Annotated in this window: 19 protein-coding genes; 12 read left to right on the top strand and 7 right to left on the bottom strand. The window is 65.1% G+C overall.

What is annotated here, in order from left to right; translation table 11 throughout:
- Positions 1–283: 283 nt before the first annotated feature.
- Both GGC65_RS16050 and GGC65_RS16055 read left to right on the top strand, forming a co-directional pair.
- The gene (locus tag GGC65_RS16050; protein WP_192648074.1) at positions 284–1,114 is read left to right on the top strand and encodes an alpha/beta fold hydrolase; all 831 of its coding nucleotides are present in this window, start codon (positions 284–286) and stop codon (positions 1,112–1,114) included.
- Between the two features lie 92 nt (positions 1,115–1,206).
- Positions 1,207–1,353, top strand: coding sequence for a hypothetical protein (locus tag GGC65_RS16055; protein ID WP_192648075.1), 147 nt, complete (start codon positions 1,207–1,209; stop codon positions 1,351–1,353).
- On the opposite strand, the gene trmB is transcribed toward GGC65_RS16055, so the two are convergent.
- The 6 genes from trmB to GGC65_RS16085 are packed head-to-tail and all read right to left on the bottom strand — an operon-like array spanning position 1,350 to position 7,366.
- Positions 1,350–2,063, bottom strand: a complete 714-nt coding sequence (gene trmB, locus GGC65_RS16060; protein WP_192648076.1) for a tRNA (guanine(46)-N(7))-methyltransferase TrmB — start codon at positions 2,061–2,063, stop codon at positions 1,350–1,352. The genes GGC65_RS16055 and trmB overlap by 4 nt on opposite strands.
- Positions 2,064–2,104: 41 nt before the next feature.
- Entirely contained in the window at positions 2,105–3,364 is a 1,260-nt protein-coding gene (locus tag GGC65_RS16065) for a threonine synthase (protein WP_413052734.1), read from the bottom strand.
- A complete protein-coding gene (gene metK / locus GGC65_RS16070; RefSeq protein WP_192648077.1) occupies positions 3,361–4,581 on the bottom strand; it encodes a methionine adenosyltransferase in 1,221 nt (406 codons plus the stop codon). Before metK ends, GGC65_RS16065 begins: the two co-directional genes overlap by 4 nt.
- Positions 4,582–4,629: 48 nt before the next feature.
- A complete protein-coding gene (gene lnt, locus GGC65_RS16075; protein WP_192648078.1) occupies positions 4,630–6,219 on the bottom strand; it encodes an apolipoprotein N-acyltransferase in 1,590 nt (529 codons plus the stop codon).
- Between the two features lie 33 nt (positions 6,220–6,252).
- The gene (locus GGC65_RS16080; RefSeq protein ID WP_225940852.1) at positions 6,253–6,663 is read right to left on the bottom strand and encodes a DUF2141 domain-containing protein; all 411 of its coding nucleotides are present in this window, start codon (positions 6,661–6,663) and stop codon (positions 6,253–6,255) included.
- Positions 6,608–7,366, bottom strand: a complete 759-nt coding sequence (locus GGC65_RS16085) for a sterol desaturase family protein (RefSeq protein WP_192648080.1) — start codon at positions 7,364–7,366, stop codon at positions 6,608–6,610. The genes GGC65_RS16080 and GGC65_RS16085 overlap by 56 nt, the downstream gene beginning before the upstream one ends.
- Before the next feature lie 74 nt (positions 7,367–7,440).
- Here GGC65_RS16085 and crtY point away from each other — a divergent pair, with 74 nt between their 5' ends.
- The 6 genes from crtY to GGC65_RS16115 all read left to right on the top strand — a co-directional run bounded on the left by crtY (position 7,441) and on the right by GGC65_RS16115 (position 12,805).
- Complete coding sequence (crtY, locus tag GGC65_RS16090; RefSeq protein WP_192648081.1) at positions 7,441–8,598, top strand: lycopene beta-cyclase CrtY; 1,158 nt, start codon at positions 7,441–7,443, stop codon at positions 8,596–8,598.
- Positions 8,595–10,064 (top strand): phytoene desaturase, encoded by a 1,470-nt coding sequence (locus tag GGC65_RS16095; protein WP_192648082.1) that lies wholly within the window; start codon positions 8,595–8,597, stop codon positions 10,062–10,064. The genes crtY and GGC65_RS16095 overlap by 4 nt, the downstream gene beginning before the upstream one ends.
- 116 nt (positions 10,065–10,180) lie before the next feature.
- The gene (locus GGC65_RS16100; RefSeq protein WP_093510350.1) at positions 10,181–10,762 is read left to right on the top strand and encodes a TIGR00730 family Rossman fold protein; all 582 of its coding nucleotides are present in this window, start codon (positions 10,181–10,183) and stop codon (positions 10,760–10,762) included.
- Complete coding sequence (locus GGC65_RS16105; protein WP_192648083.1) at positions 10,762–11,721, top strand: phytoene/squalene synthase family protein; 960 nt, start codon at positions 10,762–10,764, stop codon at positions 11,719–11,721. Before GGC65_RS16100 ends, GGC65_RS16105 begins: the two co-directional genes overlap by 1 nt.
- On the top strand, positions 11,718–12,287 hold the full coding sequence (gene pnuC, locus GGC65_RS16110) for a nicotinamide riboside transporter PnuC (protein WP_192648084.1): 570 nt from the start codon (positions 11,718–11,720) through the stop codon (positions 12,285–12,287). Before GGC65_RS16105 ends, pnuC begins: the two co-directional genes overlap by 4 nt.
- Positions 12,284–12,805 (top strand): AAA family ATPase, encoded by a 522-nt coding sequence (locus GGC65_RS16115; RefSeq protein WP_192648085.1) that lies wholly within the window; start codon positions 12,284–12,286, stop codon positions 12,803–12,805. Before pnuC ends, GGC65_RS16115 begins: the two co-directional genes overlap by 4 nt.
- Here GGC65_RS16115 and GGC65_RS16120 read toward each other — a convergent pair.
- Complete coding sequence (locus tag GGC65_RS16120; protein ID WP_192648086.1) at positions 12,781–14,325, bottom strand: class I adenylate-forming enzyme family protein; 1,545 nt, start codon at positions 14,323–14,325, stop codon at positions 12,781–12,783. The genes GGC65_RS16115 and GGC65_RS16120 overlap by 25 nt on opposite strands.
- A gap of 246 nt (positions 14,326–14,571) precedes the next feature.
- Between GGC65_RS16120 and GGC65_RS16125 the strand changes: the two genes are divergently transcribed.
- From GGC65_RS16125 to GGC65_RS16140, 4 genes are all read left to right on the top strand, one after another.
- Positions 14,572–15,126, top strand: coding sequence for a response regulator transcription factor (locus GGC65_RS16125; protein WP_225940853.1), 555 nt, complete (start codon positions 14,572–14,574; stop codon positions 15,124–15,126).
- Between the two features lie 144 nt (positions 15,127–15,270).
- Positions 15,271–16,803, top strand: a complete 1,533-nt coding sequence (locus GGC65_RS16130) for an acyl-CoA synthetase (RefSeq protein WP_192648087.1) — start codon at positions 15,271–15,273, stop codon at positions 16,801–16,803.
- Positions 16,804–16,807: 4 nt separating this feature from the next.
- Positions 16,808–17,416, top strand: coding sequence for a 2-hydroxychromene-2-carboxylate isomerase (locus GGC65_RS16135; RefSeq protein ID WP_192648088.1), 609 nt, complete (start codon positions 16,808–16,810; stop codon positions 17,414–17,416).
- Between the two features lie 13 nt (positions 17,417–17,429).
- Complete coding sequence (locus GGC65_RS16140) at positions 17,430–18,233, top strand: crotonase/enoyl-CoA hydratase family protein (protein WP_192648089.1); 804 nt, start codon at positions 17,430–17,432, stop codon at positions 18,231–18,233.
- Positions 18,234–18,241: the final 8 nt, after the last annotated feature.

Genomic DNA, 18,241 nt, shown 5'->3' on the forward strand with positions numbered 1-18,241 from the left:
CCTGACACACCAATCTCCGGACCGTCCTCTCTCTCTCCCCGACGGATCCACATAACTGGGGCGGCACCTAAATGGGCCGCCCCTCTTATTTTGTGCTGCCGCGCCCCGGGACCTGCACGCGTGCAGCCAATGTCACCATAATGACTATCGAATGCGCGACCTTGGCCCCGGCGAAGGGTTAGGGCGCCTAAACCAATGGATGATTCCAGCCAGCGCGCCCGTGGCCGAAAGTCGGTATCGCTATCAAGGCACCCCTCTTTGCCGCGCAACGAAAGGCAGTGACATGAGCTTCATCAAAACGACCGACGGCACCGAAATCTTCTACAAGGATTGGGGTCCGAAGGACGCGACCCCCATCGTCTTCCACCATGGTTGGCCGCTGTCGGCGGACGACTGGGATAACCAGATGATGTTCTTCCTCGAAAAGGGCTTCCGCGTCATCGCGCATGATCGCCGCGGCCATGGCCGTTCCAGCCAGACCTGGACGGGCAATGAGATGGACACCTATGCCGCCGACGTCGCCGAGCTGACCGACGCGCTGGACCTCAAGGGCGCGATCCACATCGGTCATTCGACCGGTGGCGGCGAAGCCGTCCATTATGTTGCGCGCGCCAAGCCGGGACGCGTCGCCAAGGCGGTGATCATCGGCGCGGTGCCGCCGGTGATGGTCCAGTCGGACAAAAATCCGGGCGGCCTGCCAATTACGGTCTTCGACGACCTGCGCGCTGCGCAGAACGCCAACCGCTCGCAATTCTTCCACGATCTCGCTGCGGGCCCTTTCTACGGCTTCAACCGTCCGGGCGCGAAAATCTCGGAGGCGACGATCCTCAACTGGTGGCGTCAGGGCATGATGGGCGCCGCAAAAGCGCATTATGACTGCATCAAGGCCTTTTCGGAAACCGACTTCACCGACGATCTGAAAGCCATCGACGTGCCCGTGCTGGTGATGCACGGCACCGACGACCAGATCGTGCCCTATGCCGATTCGGCGCCGCTTTCGGCGAAGCTGCTGAAGAACGGCACGCTCAAGAGCTATGAGGGCTTTCCGCACGGCATGTGCACGACGCATCCCGAAGTCATCAATCCCGATATCCTCGCCTTTATCCAAGGCTGACCCGGACGGTCGATCGAGGCCGCCATCGCACGTTTGCGCGATGGCGGCCTCATTTGTTTGTGCGCGGTGGATGGTTTAGGCTGATCCCTGTCATGCCCGGCAAGAAACCCCGCCGCGAAACGCCCCCCGATCGCCTCGCCGACAAGGCCGCGATCCCGCTGTGCCGGTATGAAGAACTGGCGCTGCGCGAAAACCACCTGCGGCAGGCGAAGGCGGCCAAGCGCGAGGCAGGCGACTAGATCCGCCGATAGCGGAAGTACCACACCTCATGTCCGTGCGCGCGCGCCTTGGCTTCGTAGCGCGTTTCGGGCCAGCCGCCGGGACGGACTTGGAAATCCTTGCAGTCCTGCGCCAACCACTCGAACTGGTGGCGGTGGCGGCGCATGACCATCAGCGCGTGCTGCAGATAGATCGGGTGATCGGTGCCGAAACGGAATTCGCCGCCGGGCTTCAGCTTCGCCGCGATCAGGTCGAGGGGACCGTCGTTCATCATCCGGCGCTTCGCATGGCGCGCCTTGGGCCAGGGATCGGGATGGAGCAGATAGGCGAAGCTCAGCGCGCCGTCAGGAATTCGCCGCAGCACTTCGAGCGCATCGCCGAAATGAATGCGGACATTGCCCAGCGGCAATCGTTCGCCATGATCGCCCGCGACATGGACGAGCGCCTGCGCGACGCCGTTGAGAAAGGGCTCGGCACCGATAAAGCCATGGTCGGGTAGCATGTCGGCGCGCCCCGCCATATGTTCGCCGCCGCCGAAGCCGATCTCGAAGTGCAGCGGACGGTCGTATCCGAACAGCGCTTCGGCGGTGACGTCGCCCTCGGTGGGCACCGCGATCTGCGGCAGCAAGGTATCGACCAGATCCTGTTGGCCCGCACGCAGGGGCTTGCCCTTCGAACGTCCATAGAGGCGGTTGATCGTCGTCGGATCGCCGGGTTTGTAAGCAGTCATGGCGCGCGCGTTAGCCCCAAGGCCGCGCGGCGGCAAGCCGCTCAGAGCCGCGTGAAGTCGATCGCCGCGTGGCGGTCGAGCGTCTGCGACGCGTCGGGCAGCGGATATTTGAGCCCCGTGGCGCAGTTGAAGAGCAAGGCGGTCTCGCCGTCCCGCACCCAGCCCTCGGCGCGCGCCTGTCGCCACGCGGCGAGCGTTGCGCCGCCTTCGGGGCAAAGTAGCAGCCCGTCGCTGCGCGCGGCGTCATCGACGGCTTGCTGGATCGCCGTATCGCTCACCGCCATCGCACGGCCGCCCGATTCGCGTACCGCGTCGAGGATCAGGAAATCGCCGACCGCTTGCGGGACGCGGATCCCCGCGGCGATCGTCGCGGCGTCTTCCCAGCGCGCCGCGTGGCGTTCGCCCGCCTCCCACGCGCGCACCATCGGCGCGCAGCCTTCGGCCTGCACCGCGACCATGCGCGGCAGCTTGGCACCGATCCAGCCGAGCGCCTGGAGTTCGGCGAACGCCTTCCACATGCCGATCAGCCCGGTGCCGCCGCCGGTGGGATAGAAAATGACGTCGGGCAGCTCCCAGCCGAACTGTTCGGCGAGCTCGAGCCCCATCGTCTTCTTGCCCTCGATCCGATAGGGCTCTTTCAAGGTCGAGAGGTCGAACCAGCCGTTCGCCGCCGCGCCCTCGCGCACCAGCTTGCCGCAATCGTCGATCAGCCCGTTGACGCGATAGACGCGCGCGCCCTGTGCTGCGATCTCGCGGACGTTGATCTCGGGCGTGTCGTCGGGGCAGAAGATGATCGCCTCGATCCCCGCCTGCGTCGCATAGGCGGCCGCGGCCGCGCCGGCGTTGCCGTTGGTCGGCATCGCGATGCTGGTGACGCCCAGCTCCTTTGCCATGCTGATCGCCATCACCAGCCCGCGTGCCTTGAACGATCCGGTCGGCAGGCGGCCCTCGTCCTTGACGAGGAGCGTGCCCGCGCCGGCCCCCGCCGCCGCGGCGACCTTGTCGAGCGCGATGATAGGCGTGTCGGCTTCGCCGAGGCTGATGATATTTTCGGTGCGCCGCACCGGCAGCAGCTCGCGCCAGCGCCACAGGTCGCGCGGGCGCGCGGCCATTTCCGCCTTGTCGATCGTCGCCGCGACGCCGGCGAGGTCATAGCGGACGAGCAGCGGGCGCCCGGCGTTCGAGAGGCCATGCAGGACATCGGCCTCGACCCGCTCGCCGGTCAGCCCGCACTCGAGATGCGTGACAAAGGTCGGCCGCCCGGCCGTCAGATTGACGTTGAGCGGCAGCGACGCGCTCAATTTGCGAGCGCGGCCTTGAGCTTGTCGACCAGGTCGGTGCGCTCCCACGGGAAGCTGTCGCCTTCCGACGTGCGGCCGAAATGGCCGTACGCCGCGGTCTGCTTGTAGATCGGCTTGTTGAGGCCGAGGTGGGTGCGGATGCCCTTCGGCGTCAGCTTGACGAGCTGCGGGATCACCGCCTCGATCTTGCCTTCGTCGACGGTGCCGGTGCCGTGCAGGTCGACATAGATCGACAGCGGCTCGGCTACGCCGATCGCATAGCTCAGCTGGATCGTGCAGCGGCGCGCGAGGCCCGCGGCGACGATATTCTTGGCGAGGTAACGCGTGATATACGCGGCCGAACGGTCGACCTTCGTCGGGTCCTTGCCGCTGAACGCGCCGCCACCGTGCGGGCTGGCGCCGCCATAGGTGTCGACGATGATCTTGCGGCCGGTCAGGCCGGCGTCGCCGTCGGGGCCGCCGATTTCGAAACGGCCCGTGGGGTTGATGTGATAGACGGTGTTTGCGGTCAGCAGCTCGGCGGGCAGCACGTCGGCGATCACGCCGAGGACGTACTTGCGCAGCTCGGTGTATTTCGCTTCGTCGCCTTCGCCATTGTGGAAATAATAGCCGGGCGCATGCTGGGTCGACACGACTATTGCCGTGGCTTCAACCGGACGCTCATTGGCGTAGCGCAGCGTGACCTGGCTCTTGGTGTCGGGCTCGAGGAAGGGCGCGGTGCCGGCCTTGCGGTCGGCGGCCATGCGTTCGAGGATCTTGTGGCTGTAATCGAGCGTCGCGGGCATCAGATCGGGCGTTTCGTCCGACGCATAGCCGAACATGATGCCCTGGTCGCCGGCGCCTTCGTCCTTGTCGCCGCTTTCATCGACGCCCTGCGCGATGTGTGCCGACTGGCCGTGAAGGTTGTTTTCGAAGCGGAAGCTCTCCCAGTGGAAACCGTCCTGCTCATAACCGATCTCGCGCACCGTTTTGCGCACGGTCGCTTCGATTTCTTCGAGCGCGCCGGGGGCCCATTCGTCATTCTCGAACACGCCCTTGCAGCGGATTTCGCCGGCGAGGACGACAAGCTGGGTCGTGGTCAGCGTCTCGCACGCGATACGGGCCTCGGGGTCTTTCGACAGGAACAGGTCGACGATCGAATCGCTGATCTGGTCCGACACCTTGTCGGGATGTCCTTCGGACACGCTTTCGGAGGTGAAGAGGAAGCTGTTGCGCATGGAGAGCCTTCTGTAACGATATAAAGGAAGCTTTATGTGGCGGCGCTGTTAGCGTCCGCGCCGGCGAAAGGCAATGGCTAGCGCGAGCAGCAGCAGCGCAAATCCGACCGGTAGCATGTTGCCAAAGCGCGCGAAGAGCGTTGCGGCATGCGCCTGTGGAACAAAGGTGTCGATGCGCCCCGCCGCATGCATCGGCAGCGATTCGAGGATACGGCCGTCGGCATCGATCACCGCGCTGATCCCTGTCGGAGTTGCGCGCACGACGGGCAGGCCTTCCTCGATCGCGCGCAGCCGCGCCTGCGCCAGATGCTGCGGCGGACCCCAGCCGCCGAACCAGGCGTCGTTCGACGGGTTGAAGATGAAATCAGGGCGGTGTGCGCGGTCGACGACCTGGCCCGAGAAGATGATTTCGTAGCAGATTTGGAGGCCCGCTCGGCCGAAGGCGCCAAGGTCGAGGGTGCGGGCGCCGGGGCCCGGCCAGAAATCGATATCGCCGGGGGCGAGCCGCGACAGCCCGATCGCCGACAGGATCGGCCGCATCGGCAGATATTCGCCATAGGGCACGAGGTGCGCCTTGTCGTAGCGCGGGCCGAGCGTCGCGTCGGCATGCACGGTCATCACCGCGTTGCGTGCACCGACGACGTCGCCGTCACGACCGAGTTCGAGCTTGAGCGCGCCGAGCAGCATCAGGTCGTCGGGGTTCATCAGCTTGATCAGCCGCATACGCGCCTCGACGGGCGAGCGGTCGTAATAGGGTGCCGGATAGCCCGGTTCGAGATAGTCGGGCACCGCCGCTTCTGGCCACAGGATCAGGCGCGGCGTGTCGTCCTTCGGCGTGGTCAGCCGTGCGAGCTTTTCGAAATTGAGGTCGGCCTTGCTGCCCTCCCATTTGTCCTCCTGCCCGACATCGGGCTGGACGACGGTGATGGGGATGCGCTGGGCTCCCTTCGACCGAACGGCGGCGTCGGTGGCGCTGCCCATTTGCGACAGGAATGCCGCACCCCATAGGACGACCAGGCTACCGAAAAGCGTGGCCGCGGCGACGCGGCGGTGAAACCACGCCAGTATCAGCACCGCGGCGAGCAAACAGACGACCCCGCTCATGCCATATGTGCCAATCCAGACGGCGGAAGCGGCCGCATGCGGCACGGCGATCACGCCGAGGGGGTTCCACGCGAAGCCGGTGAAAATCCAGCTACGAAGCCATTCGGTGAGCGCCCAAAGGCTGGCGAAGGCAAGCAGATAGGATGGCGCTGCAAAATGCGCGTCTGCCCTCGGCTTCATGATCCAAGCGCCCCACGCTGCGAGCGCCGGATAGACCGCCAAATACAGCGACAGCAGCACGACCGCGATCCAGCCCAGCCACGCCGGCATCGCCGCCTGATAGGTGAAGGCGGTCGCGATCCAGTTGAGGCCGATCACGAAATGACCGACCCCGAACGCCCAGCCGATCCCGAACGCGCGCGAACCCTTTGGGCTGCGCGCGACCAGCGCCATCCAGCCGGCAAGCGCGAGCAAGGTCAGCGGCCAGAGATGGAGCGGCGCGAAACCGGTCGCCGAAACGGCACCGAGCAGGAGGGCGACTAGCTTTGGCCAGCGGTCGGCGAAAGCGGCGATACGGGAGGAGGTCGCGGTCACGCGCGCTCTATTAGCCGTGTGCCGCGACGCCCACTAGAGCATATATTTCATCTTGATCGACTGGCGCATGTCGCCTGACACGGCGAAGCTCGCCGATTTGAAACTCGGCGGGCCGACAGTGATCGTCGGGTTGCGCGAAAAGCCGAAGCCTTCCTTCGGCAGGAAGATCGCGGTGTCCAACTTGTTGTTGCTATTCTCGTCATGGACGACCGCGATCGCATAGGTGCCGACTGCGGGCGCATGGACCGCAAAATCGCCGGCGTCGGCGGCTTTTACCGCCATCCGCACTGATCCCTTGTCCTTGCTGCAATCGGGAAACGCCTTGGGGTTGGTGGTCAGGCAGACGAGGATTTGCCCCTTTGTACTGCGCAGCCCCGTGACGCTGACCTCAACCGTCGGCGGCGGCGCGCTCGCGGCGATGAGCAGCGCGGCCGAAATGGCCAAGGCCAAGATCGGTGCCGCACGCCTTGTCCCAGAAGCGGAAATAGAGCCCATAATTCCCCCGGTAAGCGGCGTGATGCTGCTCATGATGCGTCGCGGTTATCAGCCAGCGGCCTGCGGGTCCATGGACCAGCGCGCGCGGAAACATTTCCCACCCCATATGATTGCCGACGCCCATCACCGTCATGATCGCCAAAACCAGCCCCAGAACGGCGACATGGATCGGGATCAGGAACACCAGCGCCGGGATCACGACCGCGCCGGTAACCGCCTCGAAGGGGTGAAAACTCATCGCCGCCCAAGCGGTTGGCGGACGGCTCTCGTGATGGACGCTATGCGCGATGCGGAACAGGCGGGGGCGGTGCATCCAGCGGTGCGTCCAGTAAAACCATGTGTCGTGGACCAGCAGATAGGCGAAGAGGCTAAGCGGCACGTACCAAAGCGGAAAGGCGCCGATGTCGGTGTAGATGCGCGTCCAGCCGTGCGCCTGCCATCCCCACGCGACGATACCGGCCGGAACCCCGTAAATCGCGGCGCTCGCGAGGCTCCAGCCGATCTCGCGGCGCATCTGCGGCTCCAGCCCGCGATAGAGGCCAGGATGCTTCAGCCGCGTTGCAAAAGCGAAGCCGCCGCTGGTGATCAGGTAGCGGACGCCGACGATCGCGGTCATCGCGAGCGCGGAAAAAAGGATCGGCCAGCCGGTCATCGCGCAAGGCTAGCCGCTCGGCCCCGCGTTGCAATGGCTTTGCGCCCGCGCGTTTGCGTGGCTAAGGCGGGGGAATGGTGGGGCAGAGCAACGATAGATGCGACATCGCGATCGTCGGCGGCGGGCTCGCCGGCGGACTCGCCGCGCTCGCGCTCGCGGCGAAGCGCCCCGACCTCGACATACGGCTGATCGAACCGGGGCCGATCGGCGGCAATCATGTCTGGTCCTTTTTCGACAGCGACATTGCGAAGAAGGACCGTTGGCTCGTCGCGCCGCTGGTCCGCCATCATTGGGGACATTATGGCGTGCGCTTCCCGTCGCACGAGCGCAGCCTGCGCATGGGATATAAGAGCATCACCGGCGAAGCGCTTGCCGATGCCGTCATGGCGGCGCTGCCCGCTGGGCATCTCATCGCCGACAAGGCCAAGCATGTCGCGCCCGACCACCTGCTGCTGTCGCGCGGCGGACGCCTGTCGGCAAAGCATGTGATCGACGCGCGCGGCGCAACCAAATTTCCGACGCTCGACTGCGGCTGGCAGAAGTTCGTCGGACAAGCGCTTACGGTGAAGGGCGGGCATGGCGTCGAACAGCCCGTCGTCATGGACGCGACCGTCGAGCAACTGGACGGTTATCGCTTCGTCTATCTGCTGCCGTTCGATGCCGAGACGTTGTTCGTCGAGGACACTTATTACAGCGACGGTGCCGATCTCGATCTGGCAACCGTGCGCCAGAGGATCGCGGCTTATGCGGCGGCGCAGGGCTGGGATATCGCGGCGACGACGCGCGAGGAAAGCGGCGTGCTGCCCGTGGTGATCGCGGGCGATTTCGACCGGTTGTGGCCGGCATCGGACCGTACGGCACGGATCGGGGTGCGCGCGGGGGCTTTCCACGCGACGACCGGCTATTCCTTGCCCGACGCCGTGCGCACTGCATCGGCGCTGCCCAGCCTTGTCGATCGTGCCGACCTTCCTGCCACCCTCCGCGACCGCGCCGCGGCGTCGTGGCGTCGCCAGCGCTTCTATCGCATGCTCGGTGCAATGGCCTTCCGCGCGTCGGAGCCCGATGCGCGCTACCGCATCTTCGAACGCTTTTACCGCCTCGCACCGGGGCTGATCGCGCGTTTCTATGCCGGTCGGTCGACGACGGCGGACAAGCTGCGCATCCTGTCGGGCAAGCCCCCGGTGCCGATCGGCCGCGCGATCGCCGCGCTGGCGAAGCGCGACTGGAAATGAGCCGCCGCGCCATTGTCGTCGGTGCGGGGTTTGGTGGGCTAGCTCTCGCGATCCGGTTGCAATCGGCGGGCGTCGACACGATCGTGGTCGAGGCGCGCGACAAGCCCGGCGGGCGCGCTTACCATTGGGTCAAGGACGGCTTCACCTTCGATGCCGGGCCTACTGTCATCACCGATCCGCCGTGTCTGCAAGAATTGTGGGCGCTGAGCGGGCAGGATATGGCCGCCGACGTCGATCTGGTCCCGGTCATGCCCTTTTACCGGCTGAACTGGCCCGACGGCACGAATTTCGACTATTCGAACGACGAGGCTGCGCTGCGCGCCGAAATCGCGAAGCTGCACCCCGCCGACGTCGACGGCTACGACCGCTTTCTCGACTATTCGAAGGGTGTGTACGAGCAGGGCTATGTGAAGCTCGGCGCGGTCGCCTTCCTCGATTTCGCCGCGATGATCCGGGCAGCTCCCGCGCTGATGAAATATCAGGCGTGGCGCAGCGTCTATTCTATCGTCTCCTCCTATGTGCAGGACGAAAGGCTGCGACAGGCCTTGTCGTTTCACACCTTGCTCGTCGGCGGCAATCCGATGACGACCAGCGCCATCTATGCGCTGATCCACACGATCGAGAAGGATGGCGGCGTCTGGTTTGCGCGCGGCGGGACGAATGCGCTGGTCGGCGGCATGGTGCGGCTGTTCGAGCGGCTCGGCGGAACGTTGCGGCTCGGCGATCCGGTGGCAAAGATCGACACGACGGGTGATCGTGCGACCGGCATTACGACGCAAAGCGGCTGGCACGCCGACGCTGATATGGTCGCGTGCAACGGCGATCTCATGCACAGCTACAAGGCGCTGCTGGATCACCCGCGCGGGCCAAAGGTCGCCAAAAGCCTCGCGCGCAAACGTTGGTCGCCGTCGCTGTTCGTCGTCCATTTCGGCGTGAAGGGCAGCTATCCCGATATCGCGCATCACAGCATCCTTTTCGGCCCGCGCTACAAGGGGCTGCTCGACGATATCTACGGCGGCGTCGTCCCCGACGATTTCTCGCTCTATCTTCACCACCCGAGCATCACCGACCCCGGCATGGCGCCGCCCGGCCATTCGACCTTCTACGCGCTCGCCCCCGTCGCGCATTTGGGGAAGTCAAAAGCCGACTGGGACGGCGAATTCGGCGCGCGCTTCGCCGACGCGATCCTCGACGAAGTCGAACGCCGCGTGGCGCCCGGTCTCCGCGGCAATCTGGTCACCCGCTTCCACTACACCCCGGCCGATTTCGGCCGCGACCTGTCGGCGCATCTCGGCAGCGCGTTCAGCCTTGAGCCCGTGCTCTGGCAAAGCGCGTGGTTCCGCGCCCACAACCGCGACGATGTGATTTCGAACCTTTACTTCGTCGGCGCGGGGACGCATCCGGGCGCGGGTATCCCGGGGGTCGTCGGCAGCGCCAAGGCGACGGCTGCGCTGATGCTCGAATAACAAACCACCGTTCGCCCTGAGCTTGTCGAAGGGCCGTTCTTCCTTCAAAGGCAGCAAGAGAAGGACGGGGCTTCGACAAGCTCAGCCCGAACGGAATTTGTGAAAGCCACCGAGTGATGAAACGCCTTGCCGTCTATTGCGGGTCCGCGACCCCCGAAGATCCGATCTATATCGAAACCGCGCGCCACGTCGGCCGCACGCTCGCCGAGCGGGGCATCGGCGTTGTCTATGGCGGCGGCCGATTGGGGCTGATGGGCGCGGTCGCCGACAGCGCATTGGAAGCTGGCGGCGAAGTCATCGGTATCATCCCCGAAGCACTCGTCGGCGCCGAGGTCGCACACCGCGGCTGCACCGAACTCCACGTCGTGTCGGGCATGCACGAACGCAAAAAGATGTTCACCGACCTCTCCGACGGCTTCCTCACCATCCCCGGCGGGGTCGGGACGATGGACGAATTGTGGGAAGCGATCAGCTGGGCGCAGCTCGGCTATCACAGCAAGCCCGTCGGGCTGCTCAACGCCGCGGGTTTCTACAACGACCTCATCGCGTTCAACCGCAACATGGTCGAGGTCGGCTTTATCCGACCCGCGCACGCCGGGATCATGATCGTCGATGCAGGGCTCGACGACCTGCTCGAAAAGATGGCGGCCTATGTCCCGCACAAGACGATCTTCGCGATGAAGGCCGAAAATCTGTAATGATCGAGGAGGGGGCCTATGACGCACATGCCCTCCACGGTTTCGCGCACGACAGCATCGCGCGCGGATCGAAAAGCTTTGCGCTGGCCAGCCAATTGTTCGATCGCGAAACACGCGAGCGCGTCTGGCTGCTCTATGCCTGGTGCCGCGCCGCCGACGACCTGACCGACGGGCAGGATCATGGCGGCGCGATGAAGCCGGGCTATGATCCCGCAGTCGCAGTCGCGCATATCCGCGCGCAGACCGACAAGGCCTTTGCGGGGGAGCCCACGGGCGAGATGGCGTTCGACGCGCTCGGCTTCCTGCTCACCGAAGTTGCGATCCCGCGTTGGGTGATCGACGACATCGTCGCGGGGTTCGAGCTCGATGCCAAGGACTGGCGCCCGCGCAGCGAGGCCGACCTGCTGCGCTACAGCTATCATGTTGCGGGCGCGGTCGGTGTCGCGATGGCGCTAGTCATGGGAATTGACCCCGCCGACGAAACGACCCTCGACCGTGCTTCCGACCTCGGCATCGCCTTCCAGCTAGCCAATATTGCGCGCGATGTGGCGGAGGATGCCGCCGCCGACCGTTGTTACCTGCCGGTCGAATGGATGGTCGAACTCGACATTCCGCCCGGCCAGCATATGCACCCCGCCTTTCGCGCCCGGCTGTCGGTGATGGCGAAATGGCTGTCCGAAATGGCGGAAGAATATGAGGCGTCGGCGCGCTGGGGCGCGCGCAAGCTCGGGCCGCGCAGCCGCTGGGCGGTACTCGCCGCCGCGGGCATCTATGGCGATATAGCGCGCGAAGTACGGTCGCGCGGCGACCACGCATGGGATCACCGGGCGGGAACCTCTCTTGTCGCGAAATTGGGCTGGGTTGCGCGCGCTGGCTGGTCGGTGCTGCGCCGACCGCCGCAGCGACGGATCAGCCGCGATGGCCTCTGGACGCGCCCGCGGCATGAGGCCTCGGCATGAGTTATCTCGAATGGATTGCCGCGGCGTTCGTGCTGACCAATGTCGCGCTTGTCGCGCTGCGCAGCGTGTGGAACTATCCCTTCGCCCTCGTCGCGGTCACGCTCTACGCCTTCGTCTTCTTCGAGGCGAAGCTGTATAGCGACATGCTGCTCCAGGGCTTCTTCTTCATACTCAACCTGTATGGCTGGGCCGCTTGGGTGCGCGCCCGCGACGACAGCGGCATACCCGTCGGCTGGATGACCGACCGCGCGCGGCAGGGCTGGGCGCTTGCGACGATCGCCGCATGGTTCGGCTGGAGCTTCGCGATGGACCGCTACACCGACGCGATTGCGCCATGGGTCGACGGCGCGATCGCGATGCTCAGCATCACCGCGCAATGGCTGCTGGCGCGGCGCAGGGTCGAAAGCTGGTGGCTGTGGATCGCGGTCGACCTGATCGCGGTGCCGCTTTTCGCGTGGCGCGGCCTCTATGCGACCAGCGCGGTCTATGTCGTGCTGCTCGGCCTGTCGATCGACGGCCTGCTTCAGTGGCGCCGCGCGGCCGCGACGGGCAGGGTGGCGATATGACGCGCCATATCTGCCTTCACGGCGCCGAAAGCACCGGCAAGTCGACGCTCGCGCCCCGCCTCGCGCTCCAGCTCGGCGGGCTCGTCGTCCCCGAATATGGCCGCACCTATGCCGAGGCGAACGGCACCAATCTCGACGAGGTCGACCTGCTCGCGATCTTCGATGGCCATCGCGCGGCGACGCGCGAAGCACTCGCGCAGCGGCCCGAATGGCTCGTATCCGACACCGATGCCTTGATGACGCAGGCGTGGGCAATCATGCTGCTCGGCCGCCGCTTGCCAGAGATCGACCTGTGGGATGAGGTCGCTGACCTCTATCTCGTCCCGGCGATGGACTTGCCGTGGGAAGAGGATGGCACGCGCCTGTTCGGCAGCGAATTGGCGCGCGATCAGTTCATGGAGGTCGCGATCGGCGAGCTCGACCGACGCAAGCTCAAATGGGCATGGGTCGAGGGCGAAGGCGACGCGCGGTTGCAGAATGCGCTGGCGGCGATTCAGGCGGCGGGCTTCTCCGAATAGGCGTCGCGCAGCTCGCGCTTCAGCACCTTGCCGATCGGGCTGCGCGGCAGTTCCTCCACCACCGTAATCGCACTCAACCGCTGCGTCTTGCCAACCTTGGCGTTGCAGTCGGCGCGGACGGCCTCGGCATCGGTGCCGGGTTTCAGCACGACGAAGGCGACGGGCGTCTCGCCCCATTCCTCACTCGGCATGCCGACCACGGCGGCTTCGACGACGCGGCCGTCGGCGATCAATATCGCCTCCAGGTCGCTGGGGAAAATGTTGAACCCGCCCGAGATGATCATGTCCTTGGCGCGGTCCATCAGGGTCAGGAAACCGTCCTCGTCGATTCGCCCGATATCGCCGTGGCGGTAGAAGAGATTTCCCTCGGCATCGTGCCAATGCATCGCCTTGGTCGCGTCGGGGCGGTTATTATACCCCGTCATCATCGCGGGGCTGCGCCCGACGACTTCGCCGACCGACCCTTGCGGTAGTTCGTTGCCGTCCTCATCGATCACCTTCGCAATATGCCCCGGCGCGGGCTTGCCAACGGTGTGGAGCTTGTCGGGGAATTGATGCGCCTCAAGAATGAAGGCTGCGCCGCCCTCGGTCATGCCATAAATTTCGACTAGCCCGCCGGGCCAGCGTTGCAGCACATCGGCCTTCAGCGCTGCGGGGAAGGGCGCCGAGGTGCAATATTTGACGACGAAGCTCGACAGGTCGAAGCTACCGAAATCTTCGAGCGCCATGATGCGGCGATATTGCACCGGAACCAGCATCGTGTTCGTCGCGCGCTCGCGCGCCGCGAGTTCGAGGAACCCGCGCGCATCGAATTTCTTCATCAACACGACCTGCCCGCCCGAGCCGACGGTGGGCATGAAGCTGGCCATCGTCGTGTTCGAATAGAGCGGGGTCGACAGGATCGTCACCGCATTGGGCCCATAGGCCGGGGCGCCGCGGATGATATGCTGCCAGCGCATGGCGTGGCTGTGGATGATGCCCTTCGGCGTGCCGGTGGTCCCCGACGAATAGATGATGTTGAAACCATCCTCGGGCAAAATCTCGACCGGCCGCGGCTTGGCGCCCGCGAGCGACAGCCAGGCGTCGAGCGGCGAGCCCGCGTCGCTGCCGTCCATCGCGATCAGGTCGCTCGCGGTGATGACATGGCCTTCGAGGCCTGCCTTTGCCGCGCTGTCGAGGAACAGGTGGCGCGCGCCGGTGTCGGCGATCATCGCGGCCATCTGTTCGCCGGTCGCGCTGTTGGTGACCAGCCCCGCGACCCCGCCGGCGCGCAGCGTGCCGATGATCACGGCCATCTGCTCGACGCTGTTGAGACCCGCGATCGCTGTGCGGTCGCCTTTCGCGAATCCGTCCTGCTGCAGCCGCGCCGCGATTCGGTCGGTCAATTGATCCAGTTCGGACCAGCTCAGTCGCCGCACCGCGTCGGCAGCCGCTACGGCATCGGGACGTTCCGCAGCATGGGCACGGACAAGGTCGGGAAGGGTGGCGAAATCGCCGTCGAGCATTTCGATACTGGTCATGTCTAGGGGTTAGCACAGCCGAAAGGCGGTGCAATGGCGGTGGGGCGGCGGCGCGACAGCAAGTTGCGGCGACGACGGGGGATGCGGGTGGCATCATCGAATATTGCGGAAACGGACGACCGGAAATTGCGGGTCGCCATCTATCATCCCGTATCAGCGCGAGCCGAGGCGCTCGGGGCGGCGGTCGTAGCGGCAGGCATGGGGGTCCAATTCCTGCCACCGCATGTGAACGGGATTCGTCCCTGGATGGACAGTTGTTTCGACCTGCTGGTCGTCAACCCGTTCCTGGGTTGGCAGGAGCCCTTCGAATTCGTCCGGCTGGCGCGGTCGGCGATCGGCCGTCGCCCGCTAATCGCGCTTTCGGACCGCGATTCGCTCGACGACCGGATGATTGCGCTTAGTGCAGGGGCAGACGATGCGGTTGGCTGGACGGGCAATTTGCCCGAAATACTCGCGCGGATCGCTGGCCTGCTGCGCCGCAGCCGCATAGCCGCCGGGCAATTGGGGGAGGGCGAGCTGCGCATCGACCTGATCGACCGGCGCGTCGAGCGCGCGGGCCGGATCATCCGCCTGCCGCTCCGGGAATTCGACCTGCTCGCCAATCTCGCGCGCGTGCCCGACCGCCCGCTATCGCGCGATGCACTGCTCAAAGCGGTGTGGCGGCTCGATTTCGATCCCGGCACCAACCGGGTCGAGGTGCATATGTCGCGGCTGCGCGCCAAGGTCGATCGCGGGTTCGACTGGCCGATGCTGCACACGGTGAAGGGGCAGGGTTACGCGTTGCGTTCGCGACCCTATTAAGCGTCGCGTCGCCCGATCTTGCTCCCCAATTTGCCGCTTCTTGATCGCGAACCTGTCATCGGTCCCAGCTTGCTTGACCAAAAGTTTCAGGTTGCTACTCATCTTCGACATAAAGAAACCAACGATTCCCGGAGACGATGCCCGATGCACCCCTCAGTCCATGCCCGTGCCAATCCTGACAAAGCCGCGATCATTGTCGCCGAGACGGGAGAGGCGATCAGCTATGGCGAGCTCGACGCCGCCTCGAACCGTGCCGCGCAGCTCTTTCGTTCGCATGGTCTCGGGCATGAGGATGTCGTCGCCTTCATGCTCGACAACACGCCGCATTATTATGGTCTGACGTGGGGCGCGCAGCGCGCGGGGCTGCGTTATGTCTGCATCTCGTCGCGGCTGACGCAAGACGAGACCGACTATATCCTCGAAAACTCGGGCGCAAAGATCCTCGTCGTGTCGGCGAGCCTCGCTGGCGCCGCACAGCAGCTCACGACTGGGATCAAGCGCTTTGCGATGGGCGGCGATATCCCCGGTTACGAGAGCTGGGAGGAGGCGGTCGGCGCAATGCCCGCGACGCCGGTCGCCGACGAGCGCGCCGGGGTCGACATGCTCTACTCGTCGGGCACCACCGGCCGGCCGAAGGGCGTGCGCGTGCCGCTGCCCGAAGATCCCGCGATCGATGCGGTGAACAGCCTCGTCATGCTTGCGTCGGCGGTGTTCCAGATCAATTCGGACAGCATCTATCTCTCGCCCGCGCCGCTCTATCACGCCGCGCCGCTACGCTGGTCGATGACGATCCACCGCCTCGGCGGGACCGTCGTATTGATGAAGAAGTTCGACCCCGAAGCCGCGCTCGCGCACATCGAAAAATATCGCGTGAATTCGAGCCAATGGGTCCCGACGCATTTCGTGCGGATGCTCAAGCTCCCCGATGACGTCCGCGCGCGCTACGATACGTCGTCGCTCAAGGTCGCGATCCATGCCGCCGCACCGTGCCCGGTGCCGGTCAAACAGGCGATGATCGACTGGTGGGGGCCCGTGCTCTTCGAATATTATGCAGGGTCCGAAGGCAATGGCATGACCTTCATTTCCAGCCCCGACTGGCTGACGCACAAGGGTAGCGTCGGGCGCCCGATCCTCGGGACGGTGCACGTCATGGGTGAGGATAATGAGACCGAGCTTGGTCCGAACGAGGAGGGCGCGGTCTTTTTCGAAAGCGAGAATGTCTTCGAATATCACGGTGATAATGAGAAAACCGCGTCGAGCCGCAACTCGAAAGGCTGGTCGACGCTGGGCGATGTGGGCAAGCTCGACGAAGAAGGTTTCCTCTACCTCACCGATCGCAAGAGCTTCATGATCATCTCGGGCGGGGTGAACATCTATCCGCAGGAAATCGAGAACCATCTCGTCACGCACCCGAAAGTTGCCGACGTCGCGGTCGTCGGCGGCCCGCACGACGAAATGGGCGAGGAAGTGATCGCGGTGATTCAACCCGCCGACATGGCGGACGCGAACGAGGCGTTCCGCGACGAGTTGATCGCCTATGCGCGCGAGAAACTGTCGGGGGTGAAGATCCCGCGCCGCATCGACTTCCTCGAAGCGCTGCCGCGGCACGATACCGGCAAGCTCTACAAGCGCCTGCTTCGTGATCAATATTGGGAGAAAGCGAAGGCGGAGGCCTGATCCGATGACCGCCCGCGTCGAATTCTTTTTCGACCTCTCCTCGCCGTGGACCTGCCTTGCGTTCCACAATTTGCCAGGCGTGCTCGAACGCACCGGCGCGACGGCTGTGTACCGGCCGATCCTTGTCGGCGGGGTGTTCAACGCGGTGAACCCGGCCGTCTATGCAGCGCGCGAGCAGGTCGATAATCGGCGGCTGACGCATAGCTGGAAAGTGCTGAAGGACTGGGCGCGGCTCGCGGGCGTGCCGATGAATTTCCCGTCGCGGTGGCATCCGGCAAAAAGCATCACCGCGATGCGTTTCTGCTGCGCGCTCGAAGAGGATCAGGCGGCGCTCGTCCGTTTCGCGCGCGGCGCCTTTGCCAGCTATTTCGATCGGCAAGAGAATCTCGATGACCCCGCTGTGCTTGCGGCGGTCGCGGATGCCGAAGGGCTCGATGGCAATGCGCTGGCTGCTGCGGCCGGCAGCGATGCGGTGAAGGCGCGGCTGCGCACGAACACCGATGAAGTCATCGCGCGTGGCGGCTATGGATCGCCGACGATTTTTGTCGACCATGACGATATGTATTTCGGCAACGACCAGCTTCCGCTTGTCGAGGCCGCGCTCACACGTTGAAAAGGACTCTCCCGTGAAAGACCGTATTTCGATCACCATGCTCGAAGGCGGGATCGCCGACGTCCGCCTGATCCGCGCCGACAAGATGAATGCGCTCGACCCCGCAATGTGGGAAGCGCTCGCCGAGGCGGTCGACCAGTTGAAGGCGGCTGCGGGCCTCCGCGTCGTGGTCCTGTCGGGCGAGGGCCGGGCCTTTTGTGCCGGACTCGACCTGTCGAGCCTCAGCAATGATCGCGATCCGGGGGCGAGCAGCGCGGGGGGCAGCCTGTCCGATCGCACGCGCGGGATCGCGAACAACGCCCAATATGCGGCGTGGGGCTGGCGCGAAATCCCGGTGCCGGTGATCGCCGCGGTGCACGGCGTCGCCTTTGGCGCGGGCAGCCAGATCATGGCGGCCGCCGACATTCGGATCGTCCACCCCGACACGCGCATCGCGATCATGGAAATGCGCTGGGGGCTCGTCCCCGACGTCGCGGGCATGGCGCTGTGGCGCACGCAGGTCGCCGACGATGTGCTGCGCGAGCTGATCTACACCAACCGCGAGTTCAACGGGTCGGAGGCGAAGCTGCTTGGCTTTGCGACGCATGTCTCGGACGATCCGCTGGCGCGGGCGATGGAACTTGCGCAAGTGATCGCCGACAAGAATCCGCACGCGATCCGAGGGGCGAAGCGGCTGTGCAACATGCTTGCCGATGCAAGCGACGCCGAAATCCTTCAGGCCGAAAGTGACGAGCAGGTGAAGGTCATCCGCACCCCGAACCAGATGGAAGCGGTGATGGCCGGCATGCAGAAGCGGAAGCCGAACTTCGTCGATTGACCATCGCT

It is taken from the genome of Sphingopyxis sp. OAS728 (assembly GCF_014873485.1).
Lineage (GTDB): Bacteria > Pseudomonadota > Alphaproteobacteria > Sphingomonadales > Sphingomonadaceae > Sphingopyxis.